This is a genomic window from Mucilaginibacter sp. 14171R-50 (assembly GCF_010093045.1).
Taxonomy (GTDB): Bacteria; Bacteroidota; Bacteroidia; order Sphingobacteriales; family Sphingobacteriaceae; genus Mucilaginibacter.
Window position 1 is genome coordinate 4,416,304 of record NZ_CP048115.1, and the last position, 25,240, is coordinate 4,441,543.

Genomic DNA, 25,240 nt, shown 5'->3' on the forward strand with positions numbered 1-25,240 from the left:
GATGCCGGGGTGAGTTAACTTCGCAAACTTTGCTTGATCTTCTCTAAAACGCTCTCTAAATCCTCCTCGATATCGACATTTTTGAATCTCAGAATTGTTAGCCCCAAGCTCGACAATATTATATCTCTATTCTTGTCATACTTCTTTTTATATAAATGAACCGGCCCATCAGCTTCAATAACCAATTTCGATTCATCACAGTAAAAATCGGGGATATAATAATCGTATCTTCCCATAACAGATCGCACACAAATGGGGTGTTGACGTAAAAATTTTTTACCTGTAAAATTTCGGTTTCTCAGGATATTCCAAAGTATTGATTCGGCAGGAGTTTGCCTTTGTCTTAGTTCGCGGCACAGTTGTATTATGGACGGCATAGTGAAAGTTACAAATATTTCACCCTGAATTGCTAATCATAAATCACTGCGCGGCTATTTACTCACCCCGCGGCACTTCGTGCGCGACCCTCTCTTCGCCTGCGGCGGAAAGAGCGTAAGCCTCTTTTTCTTCACCCTCTTTGCGCACCAGAGAGGGTCGGCAAGCGCAGCGATGCCGGGGTGGGTAAACCCGCAAACTTTTGCTAATTTTGCAACACTAAATGAAATTTAATTTAACCGCACAAGACCCGCTATCTAAAGCCCGCGCGGGCGAGCTTACTACAGATCACGGGGTTATACAAACGCCTATTTTTATGCCTGTTGGCACAGCCGGCACGGTAAAAGCAGTACACCAGCGCGAACTGAAAAACGATATTAAGGCGCAGATTATATTAGGCAATACTTACCATTTATACTTAAGGCCCGGGCTAAATACCATAGAATTGGCCGGCGGCTTGCATAAATTTAACGGCTGGCAGGGCCCTATTTTAACAGATAGCGGCGGCTACCAGGTGTATTCGCTTACCGATGTGCGAAAGATAAAGGAAGAAGGCGTTACGTTCCGCTCGCATGTTGACGGCTCAAAACACCTGTTCACGCCCGAAAACGTAATGGATATTCAGCGCGTTATAGGTGCCGATATCATTATGGCATTTGACGAATGCACCCCCTATCCGTGCGATTACAACTACGCAAAACGTTCTATAGAGATGACGCACCGCTGGCTTAAACGCTGCTGCGACCGCTTTGATACTACCGAACCCAAATATGGTTACAGCCAAACGCTTTTCCCGATAGTGCAGGGATCGGTATATAAGGACCTGCGGGTGCGCTCGGCTGAGGTTATCGCCTCTTTTGAACGAGAAGGCAATGCTATTGGGGGCTTATCGGTAGGTGAACCTGCCGAAGAAATGTACGCCATGACAGAGGTTGTTTGCGATATTTTACCCCAGCATAAACCCCGTTACCTGATGGGTGTGGGTACACCGGTTAATATATTAGAAAACATTGCTTTGGGTATTGATATGTTTGATTGTGTAATGCCTACCCGAAACGCCCGCAATGGCATGTTGTTTACCAAGGACGGCATCATTAATATTAAAAACGAAAAGTGGAAGAACGATTTTAGCCCTATTGAGGTTGATAGCGATCTTTACGCGGACACATGTTATACTAAAGCTTATTTACGCCACTTGATACATAGCGGCGAGATGCTGGGGGCGCAAATAGCTACATTGCATAACCTGCACTTTTACATGTGGCTGGTAACCGAAGCACGCAATAAAATTATTAACGGCGAGTTTTACGAGTGGAAGAAAGTTATGGTGAACCGTTTAGGCCAAAGATTATAAATGAGAGCATTCTTACACCGATATTTAACTGTAATTGACAGGTATATCATCAAAAAATACCTGGGCACCTTTGTGTTTACATTGGGGATTTTTATGGTGATATCGGTTGTGTTTGATATATCCGAGCATCTTGATAATTTTTTGGGCGACGACGTATCGGTAAACGATATTGTTTTTACTTATTACGCCGGGTTTATCCCCTTTTATTTGATGCTGCTTTCGCCGCTCATTAACTTTTTAGCGGTTATTTTTTTTACTGCTAAAATGGCCAATCAAACAGAGATCGTGCCTATTTTAACAAGCAAAGCCAGCTTTTATCGCTTTTTGCGGCCCTATGTGTTATCTGCCGGGCTAATATTTACCGTTTCCTTGTTCGCAAATGTTTACCTGCTGCCCTTTACCAATAAGCTAAAGATCACGTTTGAAGGCGCTCATTTCTTTAAAAACGACGACCCCTCAAAACAAGAAGTACACATTCAGCTTGATAAACGCACCTTTGTTTACCTGCAAACGTATGACCCGGATGTGCAAACTGGTTATAACTTTACACTTGAAAAATTTGATGGCGACGAACTAAAAGAGAAGCTAACCGCTACCAGTATCAAGTACGATTCGCTTAAAAACCGATGGACCATCATCATGCCAACCATACGATATGTAAACGGTTTAAAAGAAGTTTTTAAGCAAAACCTGCCCTCTATCGATACCGTTTTAGACATGCGCCCGATTGATTTTGAAGCGCATGATAATGTAGCCAGCAATATCTACAGCGCTATGTCTTTAACCGCTTTAAACAAGGGTATCGAAAAAGAAAAGACACGCGGCACCGGCGTAATTACCGATATGAAATTTGAAAAATACCGCCGCTTTGTGGAGCCGTTATCTTCGTTTGTACTCACCTGTATCGGGGTCGCCATAGCGTCAAGAAAAGTGCGCGGTGGCGTTGGTTTGCCTTTAGGCATCGGTATTTTTATATGCTTCACCTATATTGTAGTGAATAAATTCGCCCTCGTATTTGCCATAAAGGGGGGCTTTCCGCCGCTTATGGCAGTGCTGATGCCCAACCTGATATTTGGCACACTGGGCTACATTCTTCTTGCTAAAGCACCAAAATAATGACTGTTTTAAACAATAATGCAGGCATAAACAAGAACCTTTTAATACTGCATTTCACCGTTTTTGTATGGGGGTTTACCGGAATTTTAGGTCAACTTATTTCTATTTCAGCAGTAAATTTGGTGTGGTACAGGGTGCTTATAGCAAGCTTGTCGTTATTTTTGTACTTCAAATTTAACAAAACTGCGTTCAAAGTTACCGCCAAAACCGCGCTAAAATTACTGCTTACGGGTGCTTTAGTGGGCGGGCATTGGATACTTTTCTTTGCTTCTATTAAGCTTTCAACGGTGCCGGTAACCTTGGTATGCCTCTCTTCCATCACGCTTTTTACGGCGATTTTTGAGCCGCTAATTAATAAAAAGCGCATCTCAAGAATGGAGATTTTGGCCGGCATTTTGATCATAGCGGGTATCATATTAATTTTCAAATTCGAAACACAATACACTAAGGGTATAATTGCCGGGCTAATCAGCGCTGTGCTTGCAAGCCTTTTTGCCATCATCAACAGCCACCAGGTAAAGCATCATCAGGCGCCTGTTATCGCTTTTTATGAGCTGTCTGGCGCGCTGCTCTGGATCACTATCTACCTTTTTACCACCGCAGGCACCGCCGGTTTTTTGATACCGAAAGCTGCTGATCTGGGATATTTATTATTGCTGGGCACTGTGTGTACATCGCTTGCGTACGTCGCGGGCGTATCGGTAATGCGCGAGCTTTCGGCCTTTCGCGTAGCCCTTATAACCAATCTCGAACCGGTGTATGGAATAATTATGGCCTTCCTTTTTTTCGGTGATATGAACAAAATGTCGCTTGGTTTTTGGGTAGGTTCGGTTATTATACTGTCTACTATCTTCCTTTTTCCTGTGGCTCAAAAGCAGGTTGCTAAACGCCGTAAATTGTAAATTCTTCTTCTAATTCTGCTGTTTTGCCAATCCTGTCTTGTGGGGTAGGGGATAAAACGCACCTGTTGTACGGCGCGTTTTAAGTCGTTTTAAGCCATTATTAATTTTTGCCCACCTCCATGCTGTAAAAACATTTTGGTGCGAAACTGGGGCAAATTTAAAAATCAATTAGTGTACTGATTGCCCAAGTAAAGTTTAGTTATAAACATAGCTGATGTAAGTGCTTATTTCCGCAATTTACAATTAAACTAATCAATTTATGTATTAATATAAAAACGTGAAAATCAAATATTTATACTTTTTATAAGAACAATAATTTCAAATAAAATTGCCCTTTTAAATTTACAAATACTAAAAAAAATAGCACTTGATAGTATACGCGGTAAAATATGGCAATAAAATATTATTAATCAGATAAATACAATAGTTTAAGTCACTAAATAATTTACGTCCGAAAAATAAGTCGAGTTTCTTTTCAAAGTGTACCGAACTCAAACTTTCAGCTTTTTAAAAAAATACGGGGAGCACTAACTTTGTATACAGCAGCGCGTTTTAACATTAAAACTGATGCTTAAAAATCGATTCGAGGCAACGGTTATTTGTTCAAGACCAGTCATTGGTTAAATACCAAAATTAGGCCAATATGTATGCGGCCCCGCGCGGGGAAAAGACGTGCTTAAAACTTTTTGAAACGATCGTTTCGAGAGAGTAGCATGAGCGGACTTTTACTGGTATGTTTTTTTATTGCAAACCGCTGATCAGTTACAACGTTTTTAAAAAAGATTTAAAAAGCGCATATTGTATAAACTAAAAACCGGAAGACAACATGAGTATTAAAAATATTTTCGCACTCGTACTTGTAGTGCTAATCACTATCGTCATTATGCAAAATACCGACGAGGCGTGGTTCACCATTTTGTTTGTTAAAAAAAGTATTTCAAAACTTGCGGTGATGACAGCCATAGCGTTGGCCGCTTTCATCCTGGGCGTATTGGTTGGACGGCCAAAAAATAAAAAATACAATATCAGCGAGCACTACGACGAACTGCATGCCGGCGAAGACAAAAATACACTAAGTGACGAGGACCGTGATTATATTAGTAGGGATTAGAGGCCGCGGTTATATTGCTAATTGCCGCGAGGTCACGTTCTTTATCGTTGCCTAGACGTTGTAAAAAACCTGGTTAAATTCTTCCATCGCGCTAAGGTTCGGTACGTTTTCGAAAATGCCAAAAACCGACGCACCAGAGCCGCTCATACTCGCGTATATGGCGCCATGTTCGTAGAGTTCTGCTTTTACGCCACGTATAACGGGATGATCGCGGAAGATATGGCTTTCAAAATCGTTCTTAATGCGCCCTCTCCATGCCGTAAGGGGCGTTTTTATCAGGTCGTATAACGAATCGCGGACCGGGGTCGGTTTTACGCCTCTGTAAGCCTCCGCGGTTGATACGTGCTCATCAGGCATCACCAATACAATTTTATAGGCCGACAAGTCGAGATTGATGGGTTCAAACTCGTCCCCCTTCTCAAACGCGAACACCGGTTGGTTGCGGATAAAGAAAGCACAGTCGGCGCCGAGTCTGCGGGCATAATCTTCCATCCTATCAGCCGACAACCTTAGTTCAAATTTATCGTTCATCAACCTAACGAAAAAACCGGCGTCGGCCGAGCCTCCGCCAAGCCCCGCTCCTATTGGGATATTTTTGTGCAGATGAATTTTTACAGGCGGCAGGTGGTGGTCTTTTTTTAGCAAGTGGTATGCCTTGATGCAAAGGTTATCAACCCCTGCCCCGGGAATGTCAAGTCCCGATGATTCGAAGCTTAATTTGTCAGCTTCTGTAACTTCCAGTACGTCGTTAATTTTCACCGGGTAAAAAACGGTTTCTAGGTCGTGGTACCCATCAGGCCGGCGGGCAACAATATTTAAGCCGATATTTATTTTGGCGTTCGGGAATACTATCATCAAAAATTCAATTAACACCGCATGTATTTATACACATCAGTAGGATACCAAAAATAGATTATTTTTCTTTGTCTTCGACAAGGTCATTGAGTCATCGCTACGCTGTCATTGTGTCATTGGACAAGCGTAAAAAATAATGACTCAATGACCCAATGACTCAATGATAAAAATTTAACAAAATGAAACAGTACCTCGACCTGATGCAGCATGTGATGAAGAACGGAGCGCAGAAGCACGACCGCACCGGTACAGGCACCCTTAGCGTGTTTGGTTACCAAATGCGTTTTAACCTGCAGGACGGCTTCCCGATGGTGACTACCAAAAAGCTCCACCTTAAGTCCATCATTCATGAGCTGATCTGGTTTCTGAGCGGCGATACCAATATCAAATATCTTAAAGATAATGGCGTACGCATCTGGGACGAGTGGGCCGACGAGAACGGCAACCTTGGCCCGGTGTATGGCTACCAGTGGCGCAGCTGGCCAAAACCCGATGGGGGCCATATAGACCAGATAACACAGGTTGTAAACCAATTGAAGACAAACCCCGATTCGCGGCGTATTATGGTATCGGCATGGAACGTTGCCGATGTTAACCAGATGGCCCTGCCACCCTGCCATAGCTTGTTTCAGTTTTATGTGGAGCCCCCCAACACCGCTAAAGGTGAAACAAGAGGAAAATTATCCTGTCAATTATATCAGCGCAGCGCGGATATATTTTTAGGCGTACCCTTCAACATCGCGTCGTACGCTTTGCTTACCATGATGATGGCCCAGGTATGCGACCTGGATTACGGCGACTTTATCCACACCTTTGGCGATGCCCATATTTACAACAACCATTTAGAGCAGGCCCGCCTGCAGCTAAACCGCGAACCAAGGCCATTGCCAACCATGCGCATCAACCCGGATGTAAAAAACATCTTCGATTTTAAGTACGAAGATTTCACACTGGAGAACTACGACCCACACCCGCATATTAAGGGCGTTGTTGCGGTTTAGACGGATGTTTTGTAAATTTGGGTATGAGCACTACAGAGTTAAAAGAAGAGATACAGAAAGCCGTTGAGCAAATTCCTGAAAATGCTCCTGAAAACCTGCTGCAAGAGGTTTTAGGTTACATACAAGATGTAAGTAATAAAATCACTGAAAAGGCAAAACGTGCTGAATATGTAAAAGAAATAATTGCTGAAGACGAAGAAGTATTTAGGAAACTTGCGCAATGATTGACTTACAGGAGGTTGAACGATATCACAACGATTTAATTGATCAGTTTGGCGGAAATAAGGGCGTTAGAGATATCACAGGTTTGGAAGCCGCTTTAGCGCGTCCGTCAATGACCTTCGATCAGCAAGATCTTTATCCGACAGCTGCTGATAAAGGCGCTGCGGTATTTGAAAGTCTCATTATCAATCACCCTTTTATCGATGGTAAAAACGTATAGCATATCTTTTACTTCGCCTTACCATGAGGATTGAAAATATTACCCTCGTAGCATCGCCAAAAGAAAAGTACGATATGGCCATAGCTGCGAGTATGGGCCAATTTAATTTCGATCAAATAAAAGATTAGATCACTCAGCATTCAATTAAAATTCAATGACCATCTCCATTATAGTAGCTATAGCCCAAAATTACGCCATTGGCAAAAACAACCAGTTGCTTTGGCATATGCCAAATGATCTTAAACACTTTAAGCAGATAACATCAGGCCGCACCATTATCATGGGGCGCAAAACGTATGAGTCGGTTGGTAAGCCGCTGCCCAACCGCCGCAATATTGTAGTTACCCGGCAGGATATACAAATACCCGGTTGCGAGGTGGTAAAATCAATTGACGAAGGGTTTAGCCTTTGCGCGCATGAGGATGAAGTTTTTATTGGAGGTGGCGCCGAGATATACCGGCAGGCGATGGATAAAACCGACCGGATATATTTGACCATTATCCACAAGGATTTTGAGGCCGATACGTTTTTCCCAGAGATCGATTACCTGAAATGGGACGAGGTAAGCCGCGTTTACAACGAACCGGATGATAAAAATCCGCTGCCGTACTCATTTATCACACTTAACCGCCGCTAACAAAAACACAGATTATTTTGTTTCAATTAAAAATTTCATGCTTGTGAAATTTTATTAGATTTGCCGTCTTATTTAAAAAGCTTATAAACTAATTAATTACATATTTAATTCGCGATGCAAGGTAAAGGGGTTATTAAATTTTTCGCCATTCTGCTGGCTGTGGTGTGCTTATACCAGTTTTCGTTCACATGGGTGGCCCACAAAGTTGAGCAAGATGCTAAGGCGTATGCTAAAGGCGATCCTGAAAAGGAGAAGGCTTATCTTGATTCTGTTTCCACATTACCGGTTTACCCGGTACTTAACCACACCTACCAATATTGCGTAGAACGGGAACTTGCCCTGGGCCTGGATCTAAAAGGTGGCATGAACGTTACCATGCAGATCTCGCTGCGCGAGCTGGTAACATCCTTAGCAAACAACAATACCGATCCGGCTTTTAACCAGGCACTGGCCAACGCGCAGGCACGCAGCATTACCGAACAAAAGGATTATATAACACTTTTTGTTGACGAGTACGAAAAACTGGCGCCAAATTCAAAGCTTGCCGCCATATTTGCAAACAGTAACAACCAGGAAAAGCTAAAATTCAACTCGTCAAACAGCGATGTTGAGGCGTATTTAAAAGATCAGGCAAACACGGCTGTGCAACAGTCGTACACGGTGCTACATACTCGTATAGATCAGTTTGGTGTTACACAGCCAAACATTCAGCTGCAAAAAAGCACTAATCGTATATTAATTGAATTACCTGGCGTTAAAGAGCCCGAGCGCGTTCGCAAACTTTTGCAGGGTTCGGCCAAACTGGAGTTTTATCAAACTTTTGACAATACCGAGGTTTACGGTTTGCTGAACAACATTAACGGCCTGTTAGCTGCTAAAAACAAAACTTCAAAAGTCGATACTTCAAAAGCCGATACCGCAAAATCACTGGCAGCGGCAAAAGATACATCTGCTGCCGGTAAGCCAGCAAATTCGTTAGTAAACAAATTAAAAAACAGCACCAATAAAGATTCTGCCAGTTTGGTTAAAAACCAGTTGGCCGCTAACCCGCTATTCGCGGTTATGTCGCCTGTTACTTATCAGGATCAAACGGGCCAGCAGCAATTAAGCCCGGGCCCAATTGTTGGTTACACTGCACAAAAAGATACCGCTAAGGTAAACAGCTACCTGCGTAGTGCCGATATCAAATCGGTTATTCCGCAAAACATGAAATTCTTATGGAGCGTAAAACCTATCAAAAACTCAAAAGTATTTGAACTTTACGCTATCAAACTTTCGGGTGCCGAGAACGGCCCTGTCCTGTCGGGCGATGTGATAAACGATGCGCGCAGTGATGTAGACCAAATGAAAGGCGGCTACGAGGTTACCATGTATATGAACTCACAGGGTGCCGCAAAATGGAAAACCATTACCGCCGAAGCCTCTTCAGGCGCTAACAAAAGGGCTATAGCCATCGTACTTGACGATAACGTTTACTCGGCCCCTAACGTTCAAAACGAAATCTCGGGCGGGGTATCATCCATATCAGGTGGTAACTTTACTCTTGAGGATACAAAGGATTTGGCCAACATATTAAAAGCCGGCCGTTTACCTGCACCTGCACGCATCATTGGCGAAGCGGTTGTAGGCCCGTCATTAGGTCAGGAAGCCATCAACGCCGGTTTATTATCTTGTATATTAGGTTTGGTGGTGATCCTTATTTTCATGATCGCTTATTACAAACGCGCGGGTACAGTTGCCGTTATAGCGGTACTGATCAACGTATTTTTCCTGATGGGGGTATTGGTGAGCCTGCGCGCAGTGTTAACGCTACCGGGTATTGCAGGTATCATTTTAATATTGGGTGTTGCGGTTGATGCCAACGTGTTGGTTTACGAGCGCGTGCGCGAAGAGCTTGCCCTGGGCAAATCTATCCGTATAGCTGTAGCCGATGGTTTTAAACATGCTTTACCTTCTATCCTTGATGCCAACATCAGTACATTCTTAACAGGGGTTATATTGTTCCTATTCGGTAGCGGCCCAATACAGGGTTTCGCAACAACCTTAATGATCGGTATCGTAACTACCCTTTTCTGCTCACTGTTGATCTCAAGGCTTATATTCGAGTTTATGCTAGAAAAAGGCTGGGATATCAGTTTCTCTCGCCCGTGGAGTTCGCATACATTCAAAAACGCCAATTACGCTTTTGTAAAAAACAGGTTTAAGTTTTATGCCTTCTCGGGTATATTTATTGCGGCCGGTTTGGTATCTATGGTTACACGCGGCTTTAACTATGGTGTAGACTTTGGCGGCGGGCATACTTATATCATTAAGTTTAACCACCCCGTTACTACCGAGCAAATACACGATGCAGTTGATGCAACGCTTGGCCGCGGTACCGAGGTTAAAACTTACGGTACTGATAACAAAATGAGCATCAATACCAACTATCAAATAAATGATACATCTGCAAATGCTGATGCCAAAGTACAAACAGCGCTTATAAAGGCGCTTGCTGCAAACCCGGAAACCAAAATTGAGGCCAAACAAATATTAAGCCATCAAAAGGTAGAGGCCACCATAGCAAACGAGGTTAAGGCCTCGGCTAAATGGACCATTATTCTAGCAATTATTGTAATATCGGCCTATATCTTGATCAGGTTCCGTAAATGGCAGTTCAGCCTTGGAGCGATGGTGGCTACCGCGCACGATTCATTGCTGGTGCTGTCGTTCTTCTCCTTATTCAAGGATATCCTTCCGTTCTCGCTGGATATCGACCAGGCATTCATCGCTGCGCTGCTTACTGTTATAGGTTATTCAATTAACGATACCGTGGTAGTGTTCGACCGTATCCGTGAGTTCCTTGAACTGCACCATGCCAAAACCGATGACCCCAAGGTGGTAATAAACCATGCCATTAACAATACCTTAAGCCGTACTATCATCACCGCGTTTACCGTGATATTGATATTGGTGATATTGTTCATTTTCGGTGGCGATGTTATCCGCGGGTTCTCGTTCGCTTTACTGATCGGTGTGCTTTTTGGTACCTATTCGTCTATATGCGTAGCCTCACCGGTTATCATCGACTTTGGAAAGAAAGACCTGAAGTAATAAATATCTCATATAAATTAAAGGCTCCAAAGAACATTTGGAGCCTTTTTTGTTTTACATATAGCCCCGCTTAAACTCCCTTAAAGGGAGGGTTAAAAAGTCTCCTTCCGTGGGGTTAGGGGGAACAATTTTAAATACAATCGCTCATGAACCCTACTGATCAATCAAAATTTCCAACGGTAGTAATTATAGGCGGCGGCTTTGGCGGCTTGCAGGTGGCTAAGCAACTGGCAGAAAAACCCGTAGAGGTTATCTTAATTGATAAGCACAACTACCATACCTTTCAACCACTGTTATACCAGGTAGCCACCGGGAGTTTAGAAGCCGAGTCGATAGCCTTTTCGCTGCGCAAAAATTTTGACGGGCAAAAAAACCTGCGTTTTCGCCACACCGAAGTGACCCGCATAGATACAGAACGTAATACTGTAATTACTACCATTGGCGAGATACCTTACGATTACCTGGTTATAGCCACCGGATCGACCACCAATTTCTTTGGCAATAAAGAGATAGAGCATTTTGCCATGCCAATGAAATCTATCCCCGAAGCCTTGAACCTGCGCTATATGGTACTTCAGAACCTCGAGGAAGCCATTTTAAAGCCCTCTGTTGAAGAACGCGCGCCCTACCTGTCATTTGTACTGGTAGGCGCTGGCCCTACCGGTGTAGAGCTTGCAGGGGCCCTGGCCGAGTTGCGCAACCATGTGCTTTGTAAGGATTATCCGGAACTTGCCCGGGAAGAGATGAAGGTTTACCTGGTAGATTTTTTACCCAAAGTGCTGGGGCCCTTCTCAGACGAAGGCTCAAAAGCTGCCGAGAAATTTTTGCACGACATGGGCGTTGAGGTTTTGTTGAACGTTAAGGTAGAAAGTTATGACGGTAACGAAATAAAATTTGAAGGCGGCAAAAGCATTTTAACGAAAAATGTTATCTGGAGCGCGGGCGTAATGGGAGTTGTACCCGATGGGGTTGCTAAAGAGGCGATTGAACGTGGCAACCGTATTAAAGTAGATACCATATGCCGCGTTGCGGGTAGCGCCAATATATTTGCCATTGGCGATGTGGCAGCGATGATAACGCCCGAAACCCCCAAAGGGCACCCCGGCGTTGCGCAGGTAGCTATACAAATGGGTGAGGCTACCGGTAAAAATATTTACCGGCTTATAAAAGGCGAACCTACCGTTCCATTTAAATATAACGACAAAGGATCGCTGGCAACCATTGGCCGCAACAAAGCCATTGCCGACCTGGGTAAGTTGAAATTCCAGGGGTTCTTTGCCTGGCTTATTTGGATGTTTGTTCACCTGATATCGCTTATGGGGGGTCGTAACCGCGTTATTGTATTCATCAACTGGGTTGCCAGCTATATTACCTACAACGGTGGCAGCAGGCTTATAATTCGTAACTTTAAGCGCGACGAACTGGTTCAAAAAGACGAACAAGTTTCTAAACCCGACTAACTGATGGCCGAACATATTAAGATTACGGAATGCCCCCGCGACGCTATGCAGGGTTTGCACGATTTTGTGCCTACCGATGTTAAAGCCGACTACATAAACCTGCTTTTACAGGTGGGCTTTGACACTATAGATTTCGGGAGCTTTGTATCGCCCAAGGCCATACCGCAAATGAGTGATACGGCCGAGGTTTTAAGGCGGCTTGACCTTGGTAGCACGAGGTCGAGATTACTGGCTATTATAGCTAATTACCGGGGAGCAGAAGAGGCGGTTGTATACCCGGAGATCCATTATCTGGGCTACCCGTTTTCCATATCCGAAACCTTCCAGCTACGAAACACCAATACCACCATTGCGCAGGCATTTGATAATGTAAAACGGATAAACGAGTTGTGCGGCGCCAACAACAAAAGTTTGCTGATCTACCTGTCTATGGGTTTTGGTAACCCTTACGGGGATGAGTGGAACACGGAAATAGTTCAGCATTGGGCGCAAAAAATGATAGACGAGGGTATTGGCTATATTGCGCTGTCTGATACCATAGGGGTTGCCACACCCGAACAGATCACCGCTTTGTACCCTGCGCTCACAAAGTTATCAGAGATAACAGAGTTTGGCGTACATCTGCACTCTACACCTGATACCTGGCAGGAAAAAATAGCCGCTGCTTACCAAAGTGGCTGTAATAAATTTGATGCGGCCCTAAAAGGGTATGGTGGCTGCCCGATGGCCAAAGATGACCTTACAGGCAACATCGCTACCGAAAACCTTGTAGCTTACCTGCTGCACCAAAACCTCGACCTGGGGCTTAATTTAGATAAACTAAGCGAAGCGATGGATTACTCGGGAAAAGTTTTTGGGTAGGTTTACTTTGTTATTACTGCGTTGACGGGGGCACGGGTTGTTCCAACTATCGGTTGTTCAAAGAATGGAGGCAAATGCTGCCCGGGCAGGGCAATTGGGCGCGGACTACCTCTTCACAACCCAAATCATGGTTAACATGGTTAACACAATTAGCCTATTTTCTTGAATAAAACATTGATTATCAACAATTTATAAAAAATACGTGTTAACCTTAATTGGCTGTTGCTTTTGCTGCCGCGGGGGTTGGTGCAGCATATCTGGTGGTGCGGCATTTATAAGCTTTCAGCTTATGCAAACCAAAGCCTGAAAACTCGCGGTAGCGATCAAATACTTTCCCCTTCAGGGGGCTGGGGGGCGTACCATCTTATAATGCCTTATACCCGCCTCTTCAAACTCGGGGCCGGTTTTTTCAAAGCCGAAACGTTCGTAAAGGGTTACGGCATGTATCTGTGCATGCAGGTAAATATAGCCGGCATCAGCAGGCAGATCCGCCAGAACGGCTTTTACAAGCTCTTGCCCTACACCGTGGCCACGAAACTTAGACAGTACGGCGAAGCGTTCCAGCTTGTAACCCTTATCGGTTTTGCGCCAGCGCGATGCCCCGGCAGGTTCACCATCAACAGTAGCCAAAAAGTGGGTCGATTCATCTTCAAATTCCCACTCCAGTTCAGGCGGGCAATTTTGCTCGCCTACAAATACTTCCCGGCGTATAGCAAATACTTTTTCAAGGTCGGCAGGGTCACTTACTTTTCTTACTTCTGTTTTTGATGGCATCCTGGTAATGCTTTTTAGATTTATAGCCCGATAACTTTATACTGTGATTTTCATCGGCAGCATCTATCGAATGCGTGCAGGTGATATCATCTTCTTCCTCGGCTAAATTAGATAATCTGATATAAAATTTATACAAATGATCAAGCTCCTGCTCTGTAAGATCTTCAATATTTACCATGCGGTTACTTGCACCCGCGTGCGATGCCAGTAGTTCGTTCAGTTTGAGGTGCACCGCTTTCGAATCTTTATTCTGCGATTTCTGGATCAGGAACACCATCAGAAAAGTTACAATGGTTGTACCTGTATTGATAATAAGCTGCCAGGTATCTGAATATTGAAAGATAGGGCCTGTAACTATCCAAATTAAAATTACCGTAATGGCAGTAATAAACGCTCCGGAGCTGCCGGTTGCAATGGTAGCCCAGTTGGCAAATCTTTCAAATAAATTTTTCTTTTTACGATGATTGGTCATGGCATGTACATTTAATAAACCTACAACTAAAAAAAAGCGCCAAATGTTTACCAACACCGGCGCTTTTATGCTTATACGTTGTACCTGGCTACAATTTGCTGTTCACATCTATACAATTAAGATCAGCAAAAGCAACAGTCAGCCTTTTTACAAAGCTTTCTTCTGCCTTACGCAGCCAAACGCGCGGGTCGTAATACTTTTTGTTAGGCGAATCTTCACCTTCAGGGTTACCTATCTGTGTTTGCAGGTACCCTTCTTTTGATTGATAGTAATCTCTTATACCCTCCCAAAATGCGAACTGCATGTCGGTATCGATGTTCATTTTTATAGCGCCGTATGATATCGCTTCGCGGATCTCCTCCTGGCTTGAACCCGAACCGCCGTGGAACACAAAATTGATGGGCTTTTCGGCAGTAAGGTTGTGTTTCTTCTTTAAAAACTCTTGTGAGTTATGCAAAATAACCGGCTGAAGCTTAACGTTACCGGGCTTGTATACACCATGCACGTTGCCAAATGCAGCTGCAATAGTAAAGCGGTGACTAACTTTTGATAGTTCTTCGTAGGCGTACGCAACCTCTTCGGGCTGGGTATACAAGCGCGAGCTATCCACATCAGAGTTATCAACGCCGTCTTCTTCGCCACCGGTAACACCTAATTCAATTTCAACGGTCATGCCCATTTTGGCCATGCGTTCTAAGTATTTGGCGGATATTTCTATATTTTCTTCAATAGGCTCCTCAGAAAGGTCGAGCATGTGCGACGAGAATAACGGCTTGCCTGTTTCGGCAAAGAATTTCTCGCCGTGCTCCAACAAACCATCTATCCAGGGTAATAATTTCTTCGCAGCGTGGTCGGTATGCAAAATTACAGCAACACCATAATGTTCGGCCAATAAATGCACATGCTTTGCAGCAGATACACCACCTAAAATGCAGGCTTGCAGCTTTGAGTTATCTAACGATTTACCCGCGTAAAACTGCGCGCCACCGTTGGATAGCTGAATAATAACAGGTGATTTAACAGCCGCAGCTGTTTCCATTACCGCGTTAATAGTGTTTGTGCCGATAACGTTAACGGCAGGCAAAGCAAACTGATGCTTTTTAGCTGCTTCAAATAGTTCCTGCACCTGATCGCCGTGCAGAACACCTTTTATATTTTTTAAATCCATGTGCTTATGTTTGGGCCTCGAAGTTATAAAAAATATGGGTTTTACCTATATGATTGTGAAAGTTTTAGGTACAAATACCCGTTAGAAAGCTATAACCGGCCTTAAAAGGCACACAAGGCAATATTCAGTGTGTTATTTTTACACTTACTGGCGCGGCCAGGCTCATCACAACCTTAACTTATGCTAACATTTACAAACTTGTTGTGATATTTTTTGTTTCTTTGCAGTACTTGAAAGACTTAGATATAAACATGGCGTGGTTTAAGCGAGAAATTAAAGGGATAATTACGACTACTGAGGAAAAGAAAGAAGCCCCCGACGGCATCTGGAACAAATGCCCAAACTGTAAAAAACCCCTTCACTACTCCGAACAGGTTGAAAACCAATACGTTTGCCATTATTGTGGCTATCATTTACGTATTGGTTCGAAAGAATATTTTTCGGTATTGTTTGACGATAACCAGTTTACTGAACTATTTACAAACCTGCATTCGGGCGACCCCCTGCACTTTACCGATACCAAAAAATATACCGACAGGCTTAAAGAAACCAAAAATAAAACCGGTTTAACCGACGCCATACGCGCCGCGCATGGTAAAATGAACGGACAGGAACTGGTTATCGCCTGTATGGATTTTAACTTTATTGGTGGATCGATGGGTTCGGTTGTGGGCGAAAAGATAGCGCGTTCTATCGACCACAGCATCGCTAATAAGATCCCGTTCCTGATGATATCAAAATCTGGTGGCGCAAGGATGATGGAAGCGGCGTTCTCGTTAATGCAAATGGCCAAAACATCGGCTAAGCTGGCATTATTGAGCCAGGCAAAGGTTCCGTACATATCTTTACTAACAGACCCAACCACAGGCGGTGTAACCGCATCGTACGCTATGCTGGGCGATATCAATATTGCCGAGCCGGGTGCATTAATTGGTTTTGCAGGCCCAAGGGTTATTAAAGAAACGATTAAAAAAGACCTGCCAAAAGGTTTCCAGACCGCGGAGTTTGTACAGGAACACGGCTTCCTTGATTTTATTGTCGACCGCAGGGAGATGAAAGAAAAACTGGCATCGTTCTTAAAAATGTTGAAAGCCCCCCAGCCCCCTGAAGGGGGAGCTGAATAAGCTTAACTTGGATATAAAAAAGGCCATTCGTTAGTTTTACGAATGGCCTTTTGTTTTTTTGTCATAAGCTAAATTAACAGTGTACACCGCTAAATATCATTAACAAAATAAGGGTTAAAATAACAAAAACCGCGGCAAACAAAACAAACAAACTATAATATACTGAAGCTGGCAATCCATTGGCCATCCATTTTTTGGTAAATTGATGGATGACGGTAAATATGATTACATATCCAATTGCTATTATCGGATTCATATGCTAAGATAAAAAAGCAAACTACATAAAAAGGCCATTCGTTAGTTTTACGAATGGCCTTTTTGTTTTTCTGCTCCCCCTTCAGGGGGCTGGGGGGCTTCTTATATCCCCTCTGTGCCTGGCTCATGCCCTAACATACGGCCCGTTGTACGGCCCTGGTTACGGCTGGAAAAATCTGTTTTTGTTGCAGCACCTGTTGACGGGAACTCGTGCCTTTCGGGTGGCGTTACATCATTTTGTTCGCTAAACGATGTATCGGCGCCTTCGCGTGGCTGGTCGCGCTCTGTTTGCTGACTGTATCCTGTACCCTCGTTATCCGACTGGCTTTCTTCAGGGTTTTCATTCGGGTTAATATCTGGAGTGTATTCCGGATTTCTTTCGTCGTTTTCCATAATAGTAGTTTTTAATTGTTCACTGATAAATAATCAAAAACGAGGCCAGTTTTGGCAAAAACAGCATTTTGTTTTAGAAATACGAGAACATGAGGCAGCAACCCGTACTTCTAAAACAAAATAAAGCGCTTGCTTAAAAAGAACCCTGGCTGCCGCCGCCGCCCGTAGTGTCCGAATCTTCTCCTTCATCCAGGCCCATATCTTCCGAGTCTGTATCAAGTTCGTCGTCACCTTCCATTTCACCGTCAGACATACCATCGCCCGACAGATCAGATCCGCCGCCCAGATCTTCGCCGCCGGCGCTGTTACCGCCGCCCATACCCTGGTTTGAGTAACCGCCGGTGGTATTGCCACCGGCATTGTTACCCATGCCGTCGCCCTGGCTTGCGTAACCACCCGTTGTGCTGCCACCGGAGTCCTGGCCGCTATCGGTGCCCTGGCTTGATGCGTAACCGCCGGTAGTGTTGCCGCCACCTTCGGTATCATCCAGATTGTTTTGTGTTGTGTCGCTGCCTGTACCGGCATTGTCGCTGCTTTGATTTGTGGTATCGGCATTACCGCCGTTACCGAAAGAATTTGAGCTTCCGCCCTGGCCCTGATCAGTTGAATCGTTGTTCCAGGTGTTTTCTTCTGTAGTCATCATAGGTTTTGTTTTTAATTGTACATAACTAACCTATGAAGCAAACTGATTGTTTGCCTTTATTTTCAATAAATGAAAATAATTTAACTTAAATTACAACAGCGCACAACTCACGTAACTTAGCTACCGTATAGTCTACCTCGTCCCGGGTGTTGTATTTAGAGAATGAGAACCTGACAGAAGGCCTGTTGGGGTTTGCGCCGATAGCGGTTAACACATGCGAGCCAATATCCGTACCCGAGCTGCATGCACTGCCGCCCGATGCAGATATACCTGCAATGTCCAGGTTAAATAGTAACATATCGGCCATTTCCATTTCCGGGAATGATACATTTAGTACAGTATACAGGCTTTTAGCCGGGTCGGTTTCACCGTTGAACTGAACGCCCGGAATGTTTTGCTCCAGTTGCGCCTTCATGTAGCTTTTCAGGGCCTGTATCTGCTGTTGATGTGCATCCATATCAGCGTAAGCCATCTCGAGCGCTTTGGCAAGTCCGGCAATACCGTAAACGTTTTCGGTGCCGCCGCGCATGTTGCGTTCCTGCGCGCCGCCGTAAATCATGGGGTTTATTTTAACCTTACTATTGATATGCAGAAAGCCTACCCCTTTTGGCCCGTGCAGCTTATGCGCCGCGCAAACCATAAAATGCAATTTAAGCTTGCTAAGATCATGTTTGTAATGGCCAACAGTTTGTACCGTATCGCTATGGTAAAGCGCGTTATAAGCCTCGCAAATGTTGCCTACGCGTTCAATATCAGTAAGGGTGCCCAATTCGTTATTGGCATGCATCAGCGATACAAAACTACGGTCGTTATTTTTCAGTAAGGTCTCCAGGTGGTCGTAATCAACGTTGCCTTTACAGTTAACATCTACAAAACTTAATTTGATAACACCGGCCTTTTCCATAGCCTGCAGGGTATGTACCACGGCATGATGCTCCAGTTTAGTGGTGATGGCATGCGTTATCTTATGGTCTACAATGCCGCAGCGTATAGCGGTATTGTCGGCCTCGGTGCCGCCGCTGGTAAAAAATATTTCGGCAGGCGAAGTATGCAGCAAACCGGCAATGGTTTTACGTGATCGCTCAATTAAAGTACGCACCTCGCGCCCGTGGGCATGTATAGATGATGGATTGCCAAACTGGCCTTCCATAACCTTATACATTTCTTTGATAACCTCTGGATCAAGCGCGGTAGTAGCGGCGTTGTCAAAATAAACTCGCATCGTTTCTTTAATTAATAATAAGTCAGTAAAATAACAGCCGGCCAAACAGGATTCCCCAACCCCAAAGGCGCAACTTGTTACTCGTTTAAATTCAAAATTTCCTTTATATCGGTAATTATCTTGTTAGCCAGGTTATCTGCAACGGTTTCTGAATTGCCCTCAGAGTATATGCGGATAATAGGCTCGGTATTTGATTTGCGCAGGTGCACCCACTCCTTATCAAACTCTATTTTTAACCCGTCGATGGTAGAGTGCGGCTGTTGTTTGTATTTTTCTTCAACCTTCAACAGCAAGGCGTCAATATCCATCTCGGGTGTCAGCGTTATCTTATTTTTTGATATGAAATAGCCCGGATACGATGCCCTTAAAACCGATACCGGCTTGCCGTAATTAGCCAAATGCGTAAGGAATAAGGCTATACCCACCAGGGCATCGCGGCCGTAGTGCAGTTCGGGATAAATAACCCCGCCATTACCTTCGCCGCCTATAACGGCGTTAACCTCTTTCATTTTGTTCACCACGTTTACCTCACCTACGGCAGCAGCATGGTACTCGCCACCCGCGCTTTCGGTAACATCGCGCAGGGCACGGGTTGACGAAAGGTTTGACACTGTGTTGCCCTTTGTGTTTTTAAGCACATAATCGGCAACAGCTACCAGTGTATATTCTTCGCCGAACATACTGCCATCTTCGCATACAAAGCAAAGGCGGTCAACATCAGGGTCAACAGCTATCCCAAGGTCAGCTTTTGTTTTTAAAACCTCCTGCGACAGTGCAACCAGGTTTTCGGGCAGTGGCTCCGGGTTGTGCGGAAAGTGCCCGTCAGGCTCGCAATAAAGCTCGTGAACAACCTCTACACCCAGCGCCTTTAGCAAGGCAGGGATAAATATACCACCGGTTGAGTTCACGCAGTCGATAGCTATTTTAAAATTAGCCTTTTTAATGGCAGCTACATCAACCAGCGGCAAAGCCAAAACTTTATCAATATGTTTTTGCAGGTAGCTATCATCGTTGGTTAGCTTGCCAAGGTCATTTACGTCGGCATAGGTAAAATCGCTGTTTTCAGCGATCTCTAAAACTTCCTTCCCATCAACATCACTTATAAATTCGCCCTTTTCGTTCAGTAATTTCAGGGCGTTCCATTGCTTTGGGTTGTGGCTGGCAGTAAGGATGATACCACCGGCGGCCTTTTCGTCGGGCACGGCAACCTCAACAGTTGGCGTGGTAGACAGGCCCAGATCTATAACATCAATACCCAAACCCTGTAAGGTTCCTATCACCAGGTTGTTTACCATACTGCCCGAAAGGCGGGCATCGCGGCCGACAACTATCTTTTTTATGCCGGTGCGTTTTACAGCCCAGCTGCCATATGCCGAGGTAAATTTAACAATGTCTAAAGGAGTTAGCCCTTCGCCGGCTGCACCACCTATGGTACCCCTGATGCCTGAGATTGATTTTATGAGTGTCAAAACGTATGTGATGTTAAGCTGCAAAAATAGAAATATTTAAATGATAGCAGTGTAAAATTGATGTAGTTTTAAGCGAGATTTTATTAGCTATATTTACCCGCTATTGAGAACACTAAGTATCACCTTATAAAAGCCAATGGCCGACCACCTGCTACACTTTGACCGGCATATATTCTACCTGATCAATCACGACCTGTCTAATACTTTTTTCGACTGGCTGATGCCCCTGATGCGCAACCCTAAGTTTTGGATACCACTATACCTATTCATCATAGGTTTTTGCATTTGGCAGTATAAAAAGCAGGGCGTTATACTGATAGTTTTCCTGGCCCTGGCTGTGGGATTTGCCGATTATACAAGCGCCAGCCTGATCAAACCATACGCCCATCGCCTGCGCCCCTGCCGCGACCCGGTTACCTCGCAACGGGTAGTTAGCCGGGTGCCTTGCGGTACAGGCTATAGTTTCCCATCTACCCATGCTACCGATCATTTTGCCATTGCCGCGTTTTTAAGCTGGTTGTTTTACAAGCAACGGCGATGGGTATTACCCGCAACATTATTATGGGCGGCCATTATTTGTTTTGCGCAGGTTTATGTGGGTGTACATTTCCCGCTGGACGTTACAGGCGGCGCTATTTACGGCAGTTTAGTAGGAATATTGTTCGCGGTTGGATTTAGGAAGGTGGTGCCGGGGTTTAAGGTGTAGCGTACTCTTATACAAATAACATTGTCATGGTGAGCCTGTCGAACCATTTGCCGCGCGTATGAGTCTTCGACAAGCTCGACTGACAAGCGTTTTTGAGAACAAAAAAGGCGCTGTAAAGCGCCCAATATTCTAAAATCGTAAATCTCACTATCCCCTCATCTTATCCAGCAGGTCGCTTAGCTGGCCGGCTTCTTCTTCGGTGAGGTTTTGTTTAAAAAAATCTTTGGTTTTAAAATCAGCGTCCATTTTTTTGAGGATGGCCAACCCTTCATCGCTGATGCGGATATCAACAGCGCGGCGGTCGCGGGAGTTGGTGCAACGCGATACCAGGCCCTTTTGAACCAGGCGATCGACAATACGCGAAGCATCGGACATTTTATCGATCATGCGCTCTTTAAGCAGGTTTACCGTGGCTGGCTTTGGATATTGCCCGCGTAATATACGCAGTATGTTAAATTGCTGCTGCGTAAGGTTAAAACGCTCGAAATGAGGGCGCATATGGTTGTTTATCCAGCCCGATGTATATGAAAGGTTAATTACCGCTTTATGATAATTATCTTCAAAATTGGTGCTTTTAATATCTTCCTCTATTCCCATGATAAAAATATCCTTCAAATATAACCTATTTTATGCGAATCAAGAGTCAAGAACCAAGAATCAAGACAAGAGTAAAAAAAGCATATTGATTGTAAACTTATTGGTTTAGATTATGTTTCTTTCTTGACTCTTGCATCTAAATGTCTTGATTCTCCATTGATATCGTCCTCGCGCCCGTAGTTCCATGGGCAGTGTAAACATTTATTTTTACAACAGTAGCCGCGCTTTAGGTGGTACTCTTTGGTAAAAACAAAATTACCGTCTTCGTTTATGTAATAATCAACATTCTCCTGCAGCATCAGCTAAGCAATTTCACAAAAATATTATTATTAAAATAATTTTTAAGGTGTGTACCGTTGCCGTGCAGGGTCCATATTTGCGTGGGCTGGGCTTGTTTGATGACTTTAATGATATCGTTCCAGTCGGCGTGGTCCGATATAAAAAGGCTGTCCTGCGCATTTACCTGCAGGTTTTTCCACCCGGAGGCAAACAGGCGCTTAACACCTGTTGCCCTTAGATAACTATCAAAAGTAAAGGGGGGCACTATATACACGTATTCCAACTGCTCTTTCATCAATTTACGGCCATATATCCGGTGAGGGCCCAGGTCAAAACCCATTTTTTGGTATACGGCGTTAACAGGCATCACCCGGTGATGCACCAGTATTTTTTTTTGCGGCGCATAATCGTTTATCATCCTGATCAGGCGCTGGCTTTTACCCAGGCTATAAGCCCCAAGCAGGATATTTATTTTAATATCGTTTAGTTTTTTGATCTCTTCAACCGGATCGGGGTGCGCGGTGTTGGGGTCGGCAAAAGTACTTTCGGTGATCAACACATCAGCTTTTACAAATTCGAACGGCTCGCAGGTACTATCGGGTTGTAACTTGTAATCGCCGGTATATAAATATCGTGTGCCTTTATACTCCATCAGCACCTGTGCCGAGCCCGGCATATGCCCCGCGGGTATAAGGGTTAGTTGCACATCGCCAATGGTAAAAGGCGCGTTATATGCCGCTGTATAGCTCACCTTTGCCGCGCTTTTGCCATAACGCAGCTGCATAAAGGCAATGGTAGCCGCGGTAGCATAAACGTTGGTATTACCACTTACAGCATGGTCTGCATGAGCGTGGGATATCACGGCATTGCTAACAGGCGCCTGCGGGTCCAGGTAAAAATCGGCGTAACGGCAGTAAAGGCCATTTGCATTAAAGGCGATAAAATCATCGAGGATCATTGATATTGCGGGGCAAGGGACAAGTACAGCTGATGCAGTTTCAGCACTTGCGGAATTACTGGTTGGGTATCATCGTTAAAAATAACATCATCGGCCATTTTCAGCTTTTGTTCTTCGGTAAACTGGCGATCGTCGCGGGCCTTAACTTCGCCGGCGCTTATTCCATCGCGGCGGGCAACGCGTTTGATGCGCAGCTCTAACGGTGCGGAAACCATTATGGTCCTGTCGCACATTTTATACGAACCGCTTTCAAATAATATTGCGGCCTCTTTTAGCACGTAAGGTGCATCTTTTTGACGCAGCACCCATTTATCAAACGCCCTGAAAACAGCAGGATGCACCAGCGCATTCAGTTTATTCAACTGCTCATTATCGTTAAACACTATCGCTGCTATATGCTTGCGGTTAAGGGTGCCGTCTTTGAAATAGGCATCAGCGCCGAAAGCTTGTTTTATGCCGGTCATTAACGTTGCATCGGCTATCATTACCTCTTTTGCCGCCTCATCCGCATAAAATACGGGTATTCCCAATACTTCAAATATTTTGCAGACTGTTGTTTTGCCGCTGCCTATATTGCCCGTGATGCCTATCTTCAACATTATTTTTTGATAATGAAATCTATGTTCCGGGGTTCTATTTTAACCACTTTACTGTACGATGGCAAACGGGTTACCTTTACCGGCAGCATGCTATAACCGCTGTGTCGCCACAGTTCAAGGTCGGCTACGGCCTCAAAATCATCTTCATTAAGGTCGGGGAAATTACCTAACGATGTGGTTAAGGTTACCTTAACTTTTTGCGGGAATACCTTTACATCGTAATAATTATGATTATTGATCAGTTTAACAGGTACCTCGATCGTTTTTTCGGTGTATTCATCAATGGGGATGTTCACAATTACATTTTTGGGCACAATATTCAAATTACCCTCTTTGGCGCCCTGTAAGTTAATCCGGCCGTTAAAGTCTTCGTTGGCGGCATTTATTTTTATCGAATCAGTTTTCCATGATCTTATCCTGCTCAACGCCTCGGCGGGGCCACTGATGGTTACGTATCGGGGTTTAATGCTAACATCACCCGACTGTGCAAACTGCTTTTGATAACTTATGGCAATTACCGGTTCTACAGGTACCCTTTTCACCGTACGGCTGCTAAAATCAAAAAAGAGCGTATCCGGAGTGATCGCTATAATTTCGCGGCCAACCTCCCGTTTGGCGTTAATTTGCCGTAACTGAGCGCTTAACACCACATAGTTCCGGGTATCAAGCGTGCGCAGGTCAACGTCAATTACCTTTTTATCCTCGTTGATTTTCGAAAACAACATTTGCCAGCCGGTGCCTTGCACAATAGCATTAACCGTATCGGCCTGTAACGGATGAAACGCGCGCTTTTGGGGAGCATTCCTGAAATGCACCGCCTGCCTAACCGTATATTTATATGGGTTTGATAACGAAGTGAACAACCATGCAAATATGGCAAGCACCAGGCAGGTAACAAAGGCTGATAACCGCCGGCGCTCAATTGCAGATAATTTGATTATTGCCATGTTGTTGAGGTGAAAGAGTAAAGGTAAAGGGTAAATGGCTTTAAACAAAAAAGCGAAAGGTTTTCCTTTCGCTTTTAACCTTTTACCTTTGAACCTTACTTAGTAGCCACCGGTGTATTAAGCGCCTTAGAGGCATCTAACGATACAGCCGATTTATCAAAACGGATGCGCGTACCACCTTCAACCTCTATCAGGAAGGTTGTATCAGCAACTTCGTATATTTTACCGTGTATACCGGCGGTTGTAATTATTTTATCGCCTTTTTTTAGCTCTTCTACGTACTTTTTCTGATCTTTTTGTTTCTTAACCTGGGGGCGTATCATAAAAAAGTAAAACACAATGGCAATTAAGCCAAACATTATCAATTGCTGGTAACCCATTCCCCCGCCGGCGGCTTGTAATAAAACTGTTGCTATCATTATATAAT

28 protein-coding genes are annotated in these 25,240 nt (G+C 44.4%); 13 read left to right on the forward strand and 15 right to left on the reverse strand.

What is annotated here, in order from left to right; translation table 11 throughout:
* Positions 1-14: 14 nt before the first annotated feature.
* Entirely contained in the window at positions 15-377 is a 363-nt protein-coding gene (locus GWR56_RS19970) for an endonuclease domain-containing protein (RefSeq protein WP_162432955.1), read from the reverse strand.
* 221 nt (positions 378-598) lie between these two features.
* On the opposite strand from GWR56_RS19970, the gene tgt reads away from it, so the two are divergent.
* The 4 genes from tgt (at position 599) to GWR56_RS19990 (ending at position 4,858) form a co-directional block, all read left to right on the forward strand.
* A complete protein-coding gene (tgt, locus tag GWR56_RS19975; RefSeq protein ID WP_162432956.1) occupies positions 599-1,729 on the forward strand; it encodes a tRNA guanosine(34) transglycosylase Tgt in 1,131 nt (376 codons plus the stop codon).
* On the forward strand, positions 1,730-2,845 hold the full coding sequence (locus tag GWR56_RS19980; protein ID WP_162432957.1) for an LptF/LptG family permease: 1,116 nt from the start codon (positions 1,730-1,732) through the stop codon (positions 2,843-2,845).
* Positions 2,845-3,747, forward strand: coding sequence for a DMT family transporter (locus GWR56_RS19985; protein ID WP_162432958.1), 903 nt, complete (start codon positions 2,845-2,847; stop codon positions 3,745-3,747). Before GWR56_RS19980 ends, GWR56_RS19985 begins: the two co-directional genes overlap by 1 nt.
* An 826-nt stretch (positions 3,748-4,573) precedes the next feature.
* Positions 4,574-4,858 (forward strand): hypothetical protein, encoded by a 285-nt coding sequence (locus tag GWR56_RS19990; protein WP_162432959.1) that lies wholly within the window; start codon positions 4,574-4,576, stop codon positions 4,856-4,858.
* A 51-nt stretch (positions 4,859-4,909) separates the two neighbouring features.
* Here GWR56_RS19990 and ispE read toward each other — a convergent pair whose 3' ends face one another.
* Positions 4,910-5,713: a 4-(cytidine 5'-diphospho)-2-C-methyl-D-erythritol kinase gene (ispE, locus tag GWR56_RS19995; RefSeq protein WP_162432960.1), complete on the reverse strand. Its 804-nt coding sequence runs from the start codon at positions 5,711-5,713 to the stop codon at positions 4,910-4,912.
* Positions 5,714-5,892: 179 nt separating this feature from the next.
* On the opposite strand from ispE, the gene GWR56_RS20000 reads away from it, so the two are divergent.
* The 7 genes from GWR56_RS20000 (at position 5,893) to GWR56_RS20030 (ending at position 13,207) form a co-directional block, all read left to right on the forward strand.
* Positions 5,893-6,714 carry a thymidylate synthase gene (locus GWR56_RS20000; RefSeq protein WP_162432961.1) on the forward strand — a complete coding sequence of 274 codons (822 nt, stop codon included), beginning with the start codon at positions 5,893-5,895 and terminating at the stop codon, positions 6,712-6,714.
* A 23-nt stretch (positions 6,715-6,737) separates the two neighbouring features.
* On the forward strand, positions 6,738-6,938 hold the full coding sequence (locus GWR56_RS20005; protein WP_162432962.1) for a hypothetical protein: 201 nt from the start codon (positions 6,738-6,740) through the stop codon (positions 6,936-6,938).
* Complete coding sequence (locus tag GWR56_RS20010) at positions 6,935-7,156, forward strand: type II toxin-antitoxin system death-on-curing family toxin (RefSeq protein WP_162432963.1); 222 nt, start codon at positions 6,935-6,937, stop codon at positions 7,154-7,156. The genes GWR56_RS20005 and GWR56_RS20010 overlap by 4 nt, the downstream gene beginning before the upstream one ends.
* Positions 7,157-7,310: 154 nt before the next feature.
* Positions 7,311-7,793, forward strand: a complete 483-nt coding sequence (locus GWR56_RS20015; RefSeq protein ID WP_162432964.1) for a dihydrofolate reductase — start codon at positions 7,311-7,313, stop codon at positions 7,791-7,793.
* Between the two features lie 114 nt (positions 7,794-7,907).
* A complete protein-coding gene (gene secDF, locus GWR56_RS20020; RefSeq protein ID WP_162432965.1) occupies positions 7,908-10,886 on the forward strand; it encodes a protein translocase subunit SecDF in 2,979 nt (992 codons plus the stop codon).
* Between the two features lie 146 nt (positions 10,887-11,032).
* Entirely contained in the window at positions 11,033-12,346 is a 1,314-nt protein-coding gene (locus GWR56_RS20025; protein WP_162432966.1) for an NAD(P)/FAD-dependent oxidoreductase, read from the forward strand.
* 3 nt (positions 12,347-12,349) lie between these two features.
* Positions 12,350-13,207, forward strand: coding sequence for a hydroxymethylglutaryl-CoA lyase (locus GWR56_RS20030; RefSeq protein WP_162432967.1), 858 nt, complete (start codon positions 12,350-12,352; stop codon positions 13,205-13,207).
* 339 nt (positions 13,208-13,546) lie between these two features.
* Here the strand turns inward: GWR56_RS20030 and GWR56_RS20035 are convergent, their stop codons facing one another.
* The 3 genes from GWR56_RS20035 to fbaA all read right to left on the reverse strand — a co-directional run bounded on the left by GWR56_RS20035 (position 13,547) and on the right by fbaA (position 15,621).
* On the reverse strand, positions 13,547-13,981 hold the full coding sequence (locus GWR56_RS20035; RefSeq protein WP_162432968.1) for a GNAT family N-acetyltransferase: 435 nt from the start codon (positions 13,979-13,981) through the stop codon (positions 13,547-13,549).
* Positions 13,947-14,453 carry a low affinity iron permease family protein gene (locus tag GWR56_RS20040; protein WP_162432969.1) on the reverse strand — a complete coding sequence of 169 codons (507 nt, stop codon included), beginning with the start codon at positions 14,451-14,453 and terminating at the stop codon, positions 13,947-13,949. Before GWR56_RS20040 ends, GWR56_RS20035 begins: the two co-directional genes overlap by 35 nt.
* A gap of 88 nt (positions 14,454-14,541) precedes the next feature.
* Positions 14,542-15,621, reverse strand: a complete 1,080-nt coding sequence (fbaA, locus tag GWR56_RS20045; RefSeq protein ID WP_162432970.1) for a class II fructose-bisphosphate aldolase — start codon at positions 15,619-15,621, stop codon at positions 14,542-14,544.
* 251 nt (positions 15,622-15,872) lie between these two features.
* On the opposite strand from fbaA, the gene accD reads away from it, so the two are divergent.
* Positions 15,873-16,745, forward strand: coding sequence for an acetyl-CoA carboxylase, carboxyltransferase subunit beta (accD, locus tag GWR56_RS20050; RefSeq protein WP_162433271.1), 873 nt, complete (start codon positions 15,873-15,875; stop codon positions 16,743-16,745).
* Positions 16,746-17,102: 357 nt separating this feature from the next.
* Here the strand turns inward: accD and GWR56_RS20055 are convergent, their stop codons facing one another.
* From GWR56_RS20055 to glmM, 4 genes are all read right to left on the reverse strand, one after another.
* The gene (locus GWR56_RS20055) at positions 17,103-17,393 is read right to left on the reverse strand and encodes a hypothetical protein (protein ID WP_162432971.1); all 291 of its coding nucleotides are present in this window, start codon (positions 17,391-17,393) and stop codon (positions 17,103-17,105) included.
* Between the two features lie 133 nt (positions 17,394-17,526).
* Positions 17,527-18,036 carry a hypothetical protein gene (locus GWR56_RS20060; RefSeq protein ID WP_162432972.1) on the reverse strand — a complete coding sequence of 170 codons (510 nt, stop codon included), beginning with the start codon at positions 18,034-18,036 and terminating at the stop codon, positions 17,527-17,529.
* 85 nt (positions 18,037-18,121) lie between these two features.
* Complete coding sequence (locus GWR56_RS20065) at positions 18,122-19,258, reverse strand: cysteine desulfurase family protein (protein ID WP_162432973.1); 1,137 nt, start codon at positions 19,256-19,258, stop codon at positions 18,122-18,124.
* Positions 19,259-19,335: 77 nt separating this feature from the next.
* Complete coding sequence (gene glmM / locus GWR56_RS20070) at positions 19,336-20,727, reverse strand: phosphoglucosamine mutase (protein WP_162432974.1); 1,392 nt, start codon at positions 20,725-20,727, stop codon at positions 19,336-19,338.
* Positions 20,728-20,863: 136 nt separating this feature from the next.
* On the opposite strand from glmM, the gene GWR56_RS20075 reads away from it, so the two are divergent.
* Positions 20,864-21,433 (forward strand): phosphatase PAP2 family protein, encoded by a 570-nt coding sequence (locus GWR56_RS20075; RefSeq protein WP_162432975.1) that lies wholly within the window; start codon positions 20,864-20,866, stop codon positions 21,431-21,433.
* A 147-nt stretch (positions 21,434-21,580) separates the two neighbouring features.
* On the opposite strand, the gene GWR56_RS20080 is transcribed toward GWR56_RS20075, so the two are convergent.
* The 6 genes from GWR56_RS20080 to yajC form a co-directional block, all read right to left on the reverse strand.
* Positions 21,581-22,030, reverse strand: a complete 450-nt coding sequence (locus GWR56_RS20080; protein ID WP_162432976.1) for a MarR family winged helix-turn-helix transcriptional regulator — start codon at positions 22,028-22,030, stop codon at positions 21,581-21,583.
* Positions 22,031-22,140: 110 nt separating this feature from the next.
* Entirely contained in the window at positions 22,141-22,329 is a 189-nt protein-coding gene (locus GWR56_RS20085) for a DUF5522 domain-containing protein (protein WP_162432977.1), read from the reverse strand.
* On the reverse strand, positions 22,329-23,267 hold the full coding sequence (locus GWR56_RS20090) for an MBL fold metallo-hydrolase (protein WP_162432978.1): 939 nt from the start codon (positions 23,265-23,267) through the stop codon (positions 22,329-22,331). The genes GWR56_RS20085 and GWR56_RS20090 overlap by 1 nt, the downstream gene beginning before the upstream one ends.
* Positions 23,264-23,866: a dephospho-CoA kinase gene (gene coaE, locus GWR56_RS20095; protein WP_162432979.1), complete on the reverse strand. Its 603-nt coding sequence runs from the start codon at positions 23,864-23,866 to the stop codon at positions 23,264-23,266. Before coaE ends, GWR56_RS20090 begins: the two co-directional genes overlap by 4 nt.
* Positions 23,866-24,813 carry a YbbR-like domain-containing protein gene (locus GWR56_RS20100; RefSeq protein WP_162432980.1) on the reverse strand — a complete coding sequence of 316 codons (948 nt, stop codon included), beginning with the start codon at positions 24,811-24,813 and terminating at the stop codon, positions 23,866-23,868. Before GWR56_RS20100 ends, coaE begins: the two co-directional genes overlap by 1 nt.
* 95 nt (positions 24,814-24,908) lie before the next feature.
* The gene (yajC, locus tag GWR56_RS20105) at positions 24,909-25,232 is read right to left on the reverse strand and encodes a preprotein translocase subunit YajC (protein WP_162432981.1); all 324 of its coding nucleotides are present in this window, start codon (positions 25,230-25,232) and stop codon (positions 24,909-24,911) included.
* Between the last annotated feature and the right edge of the window lie 8 nt (positions 25,233-25,240).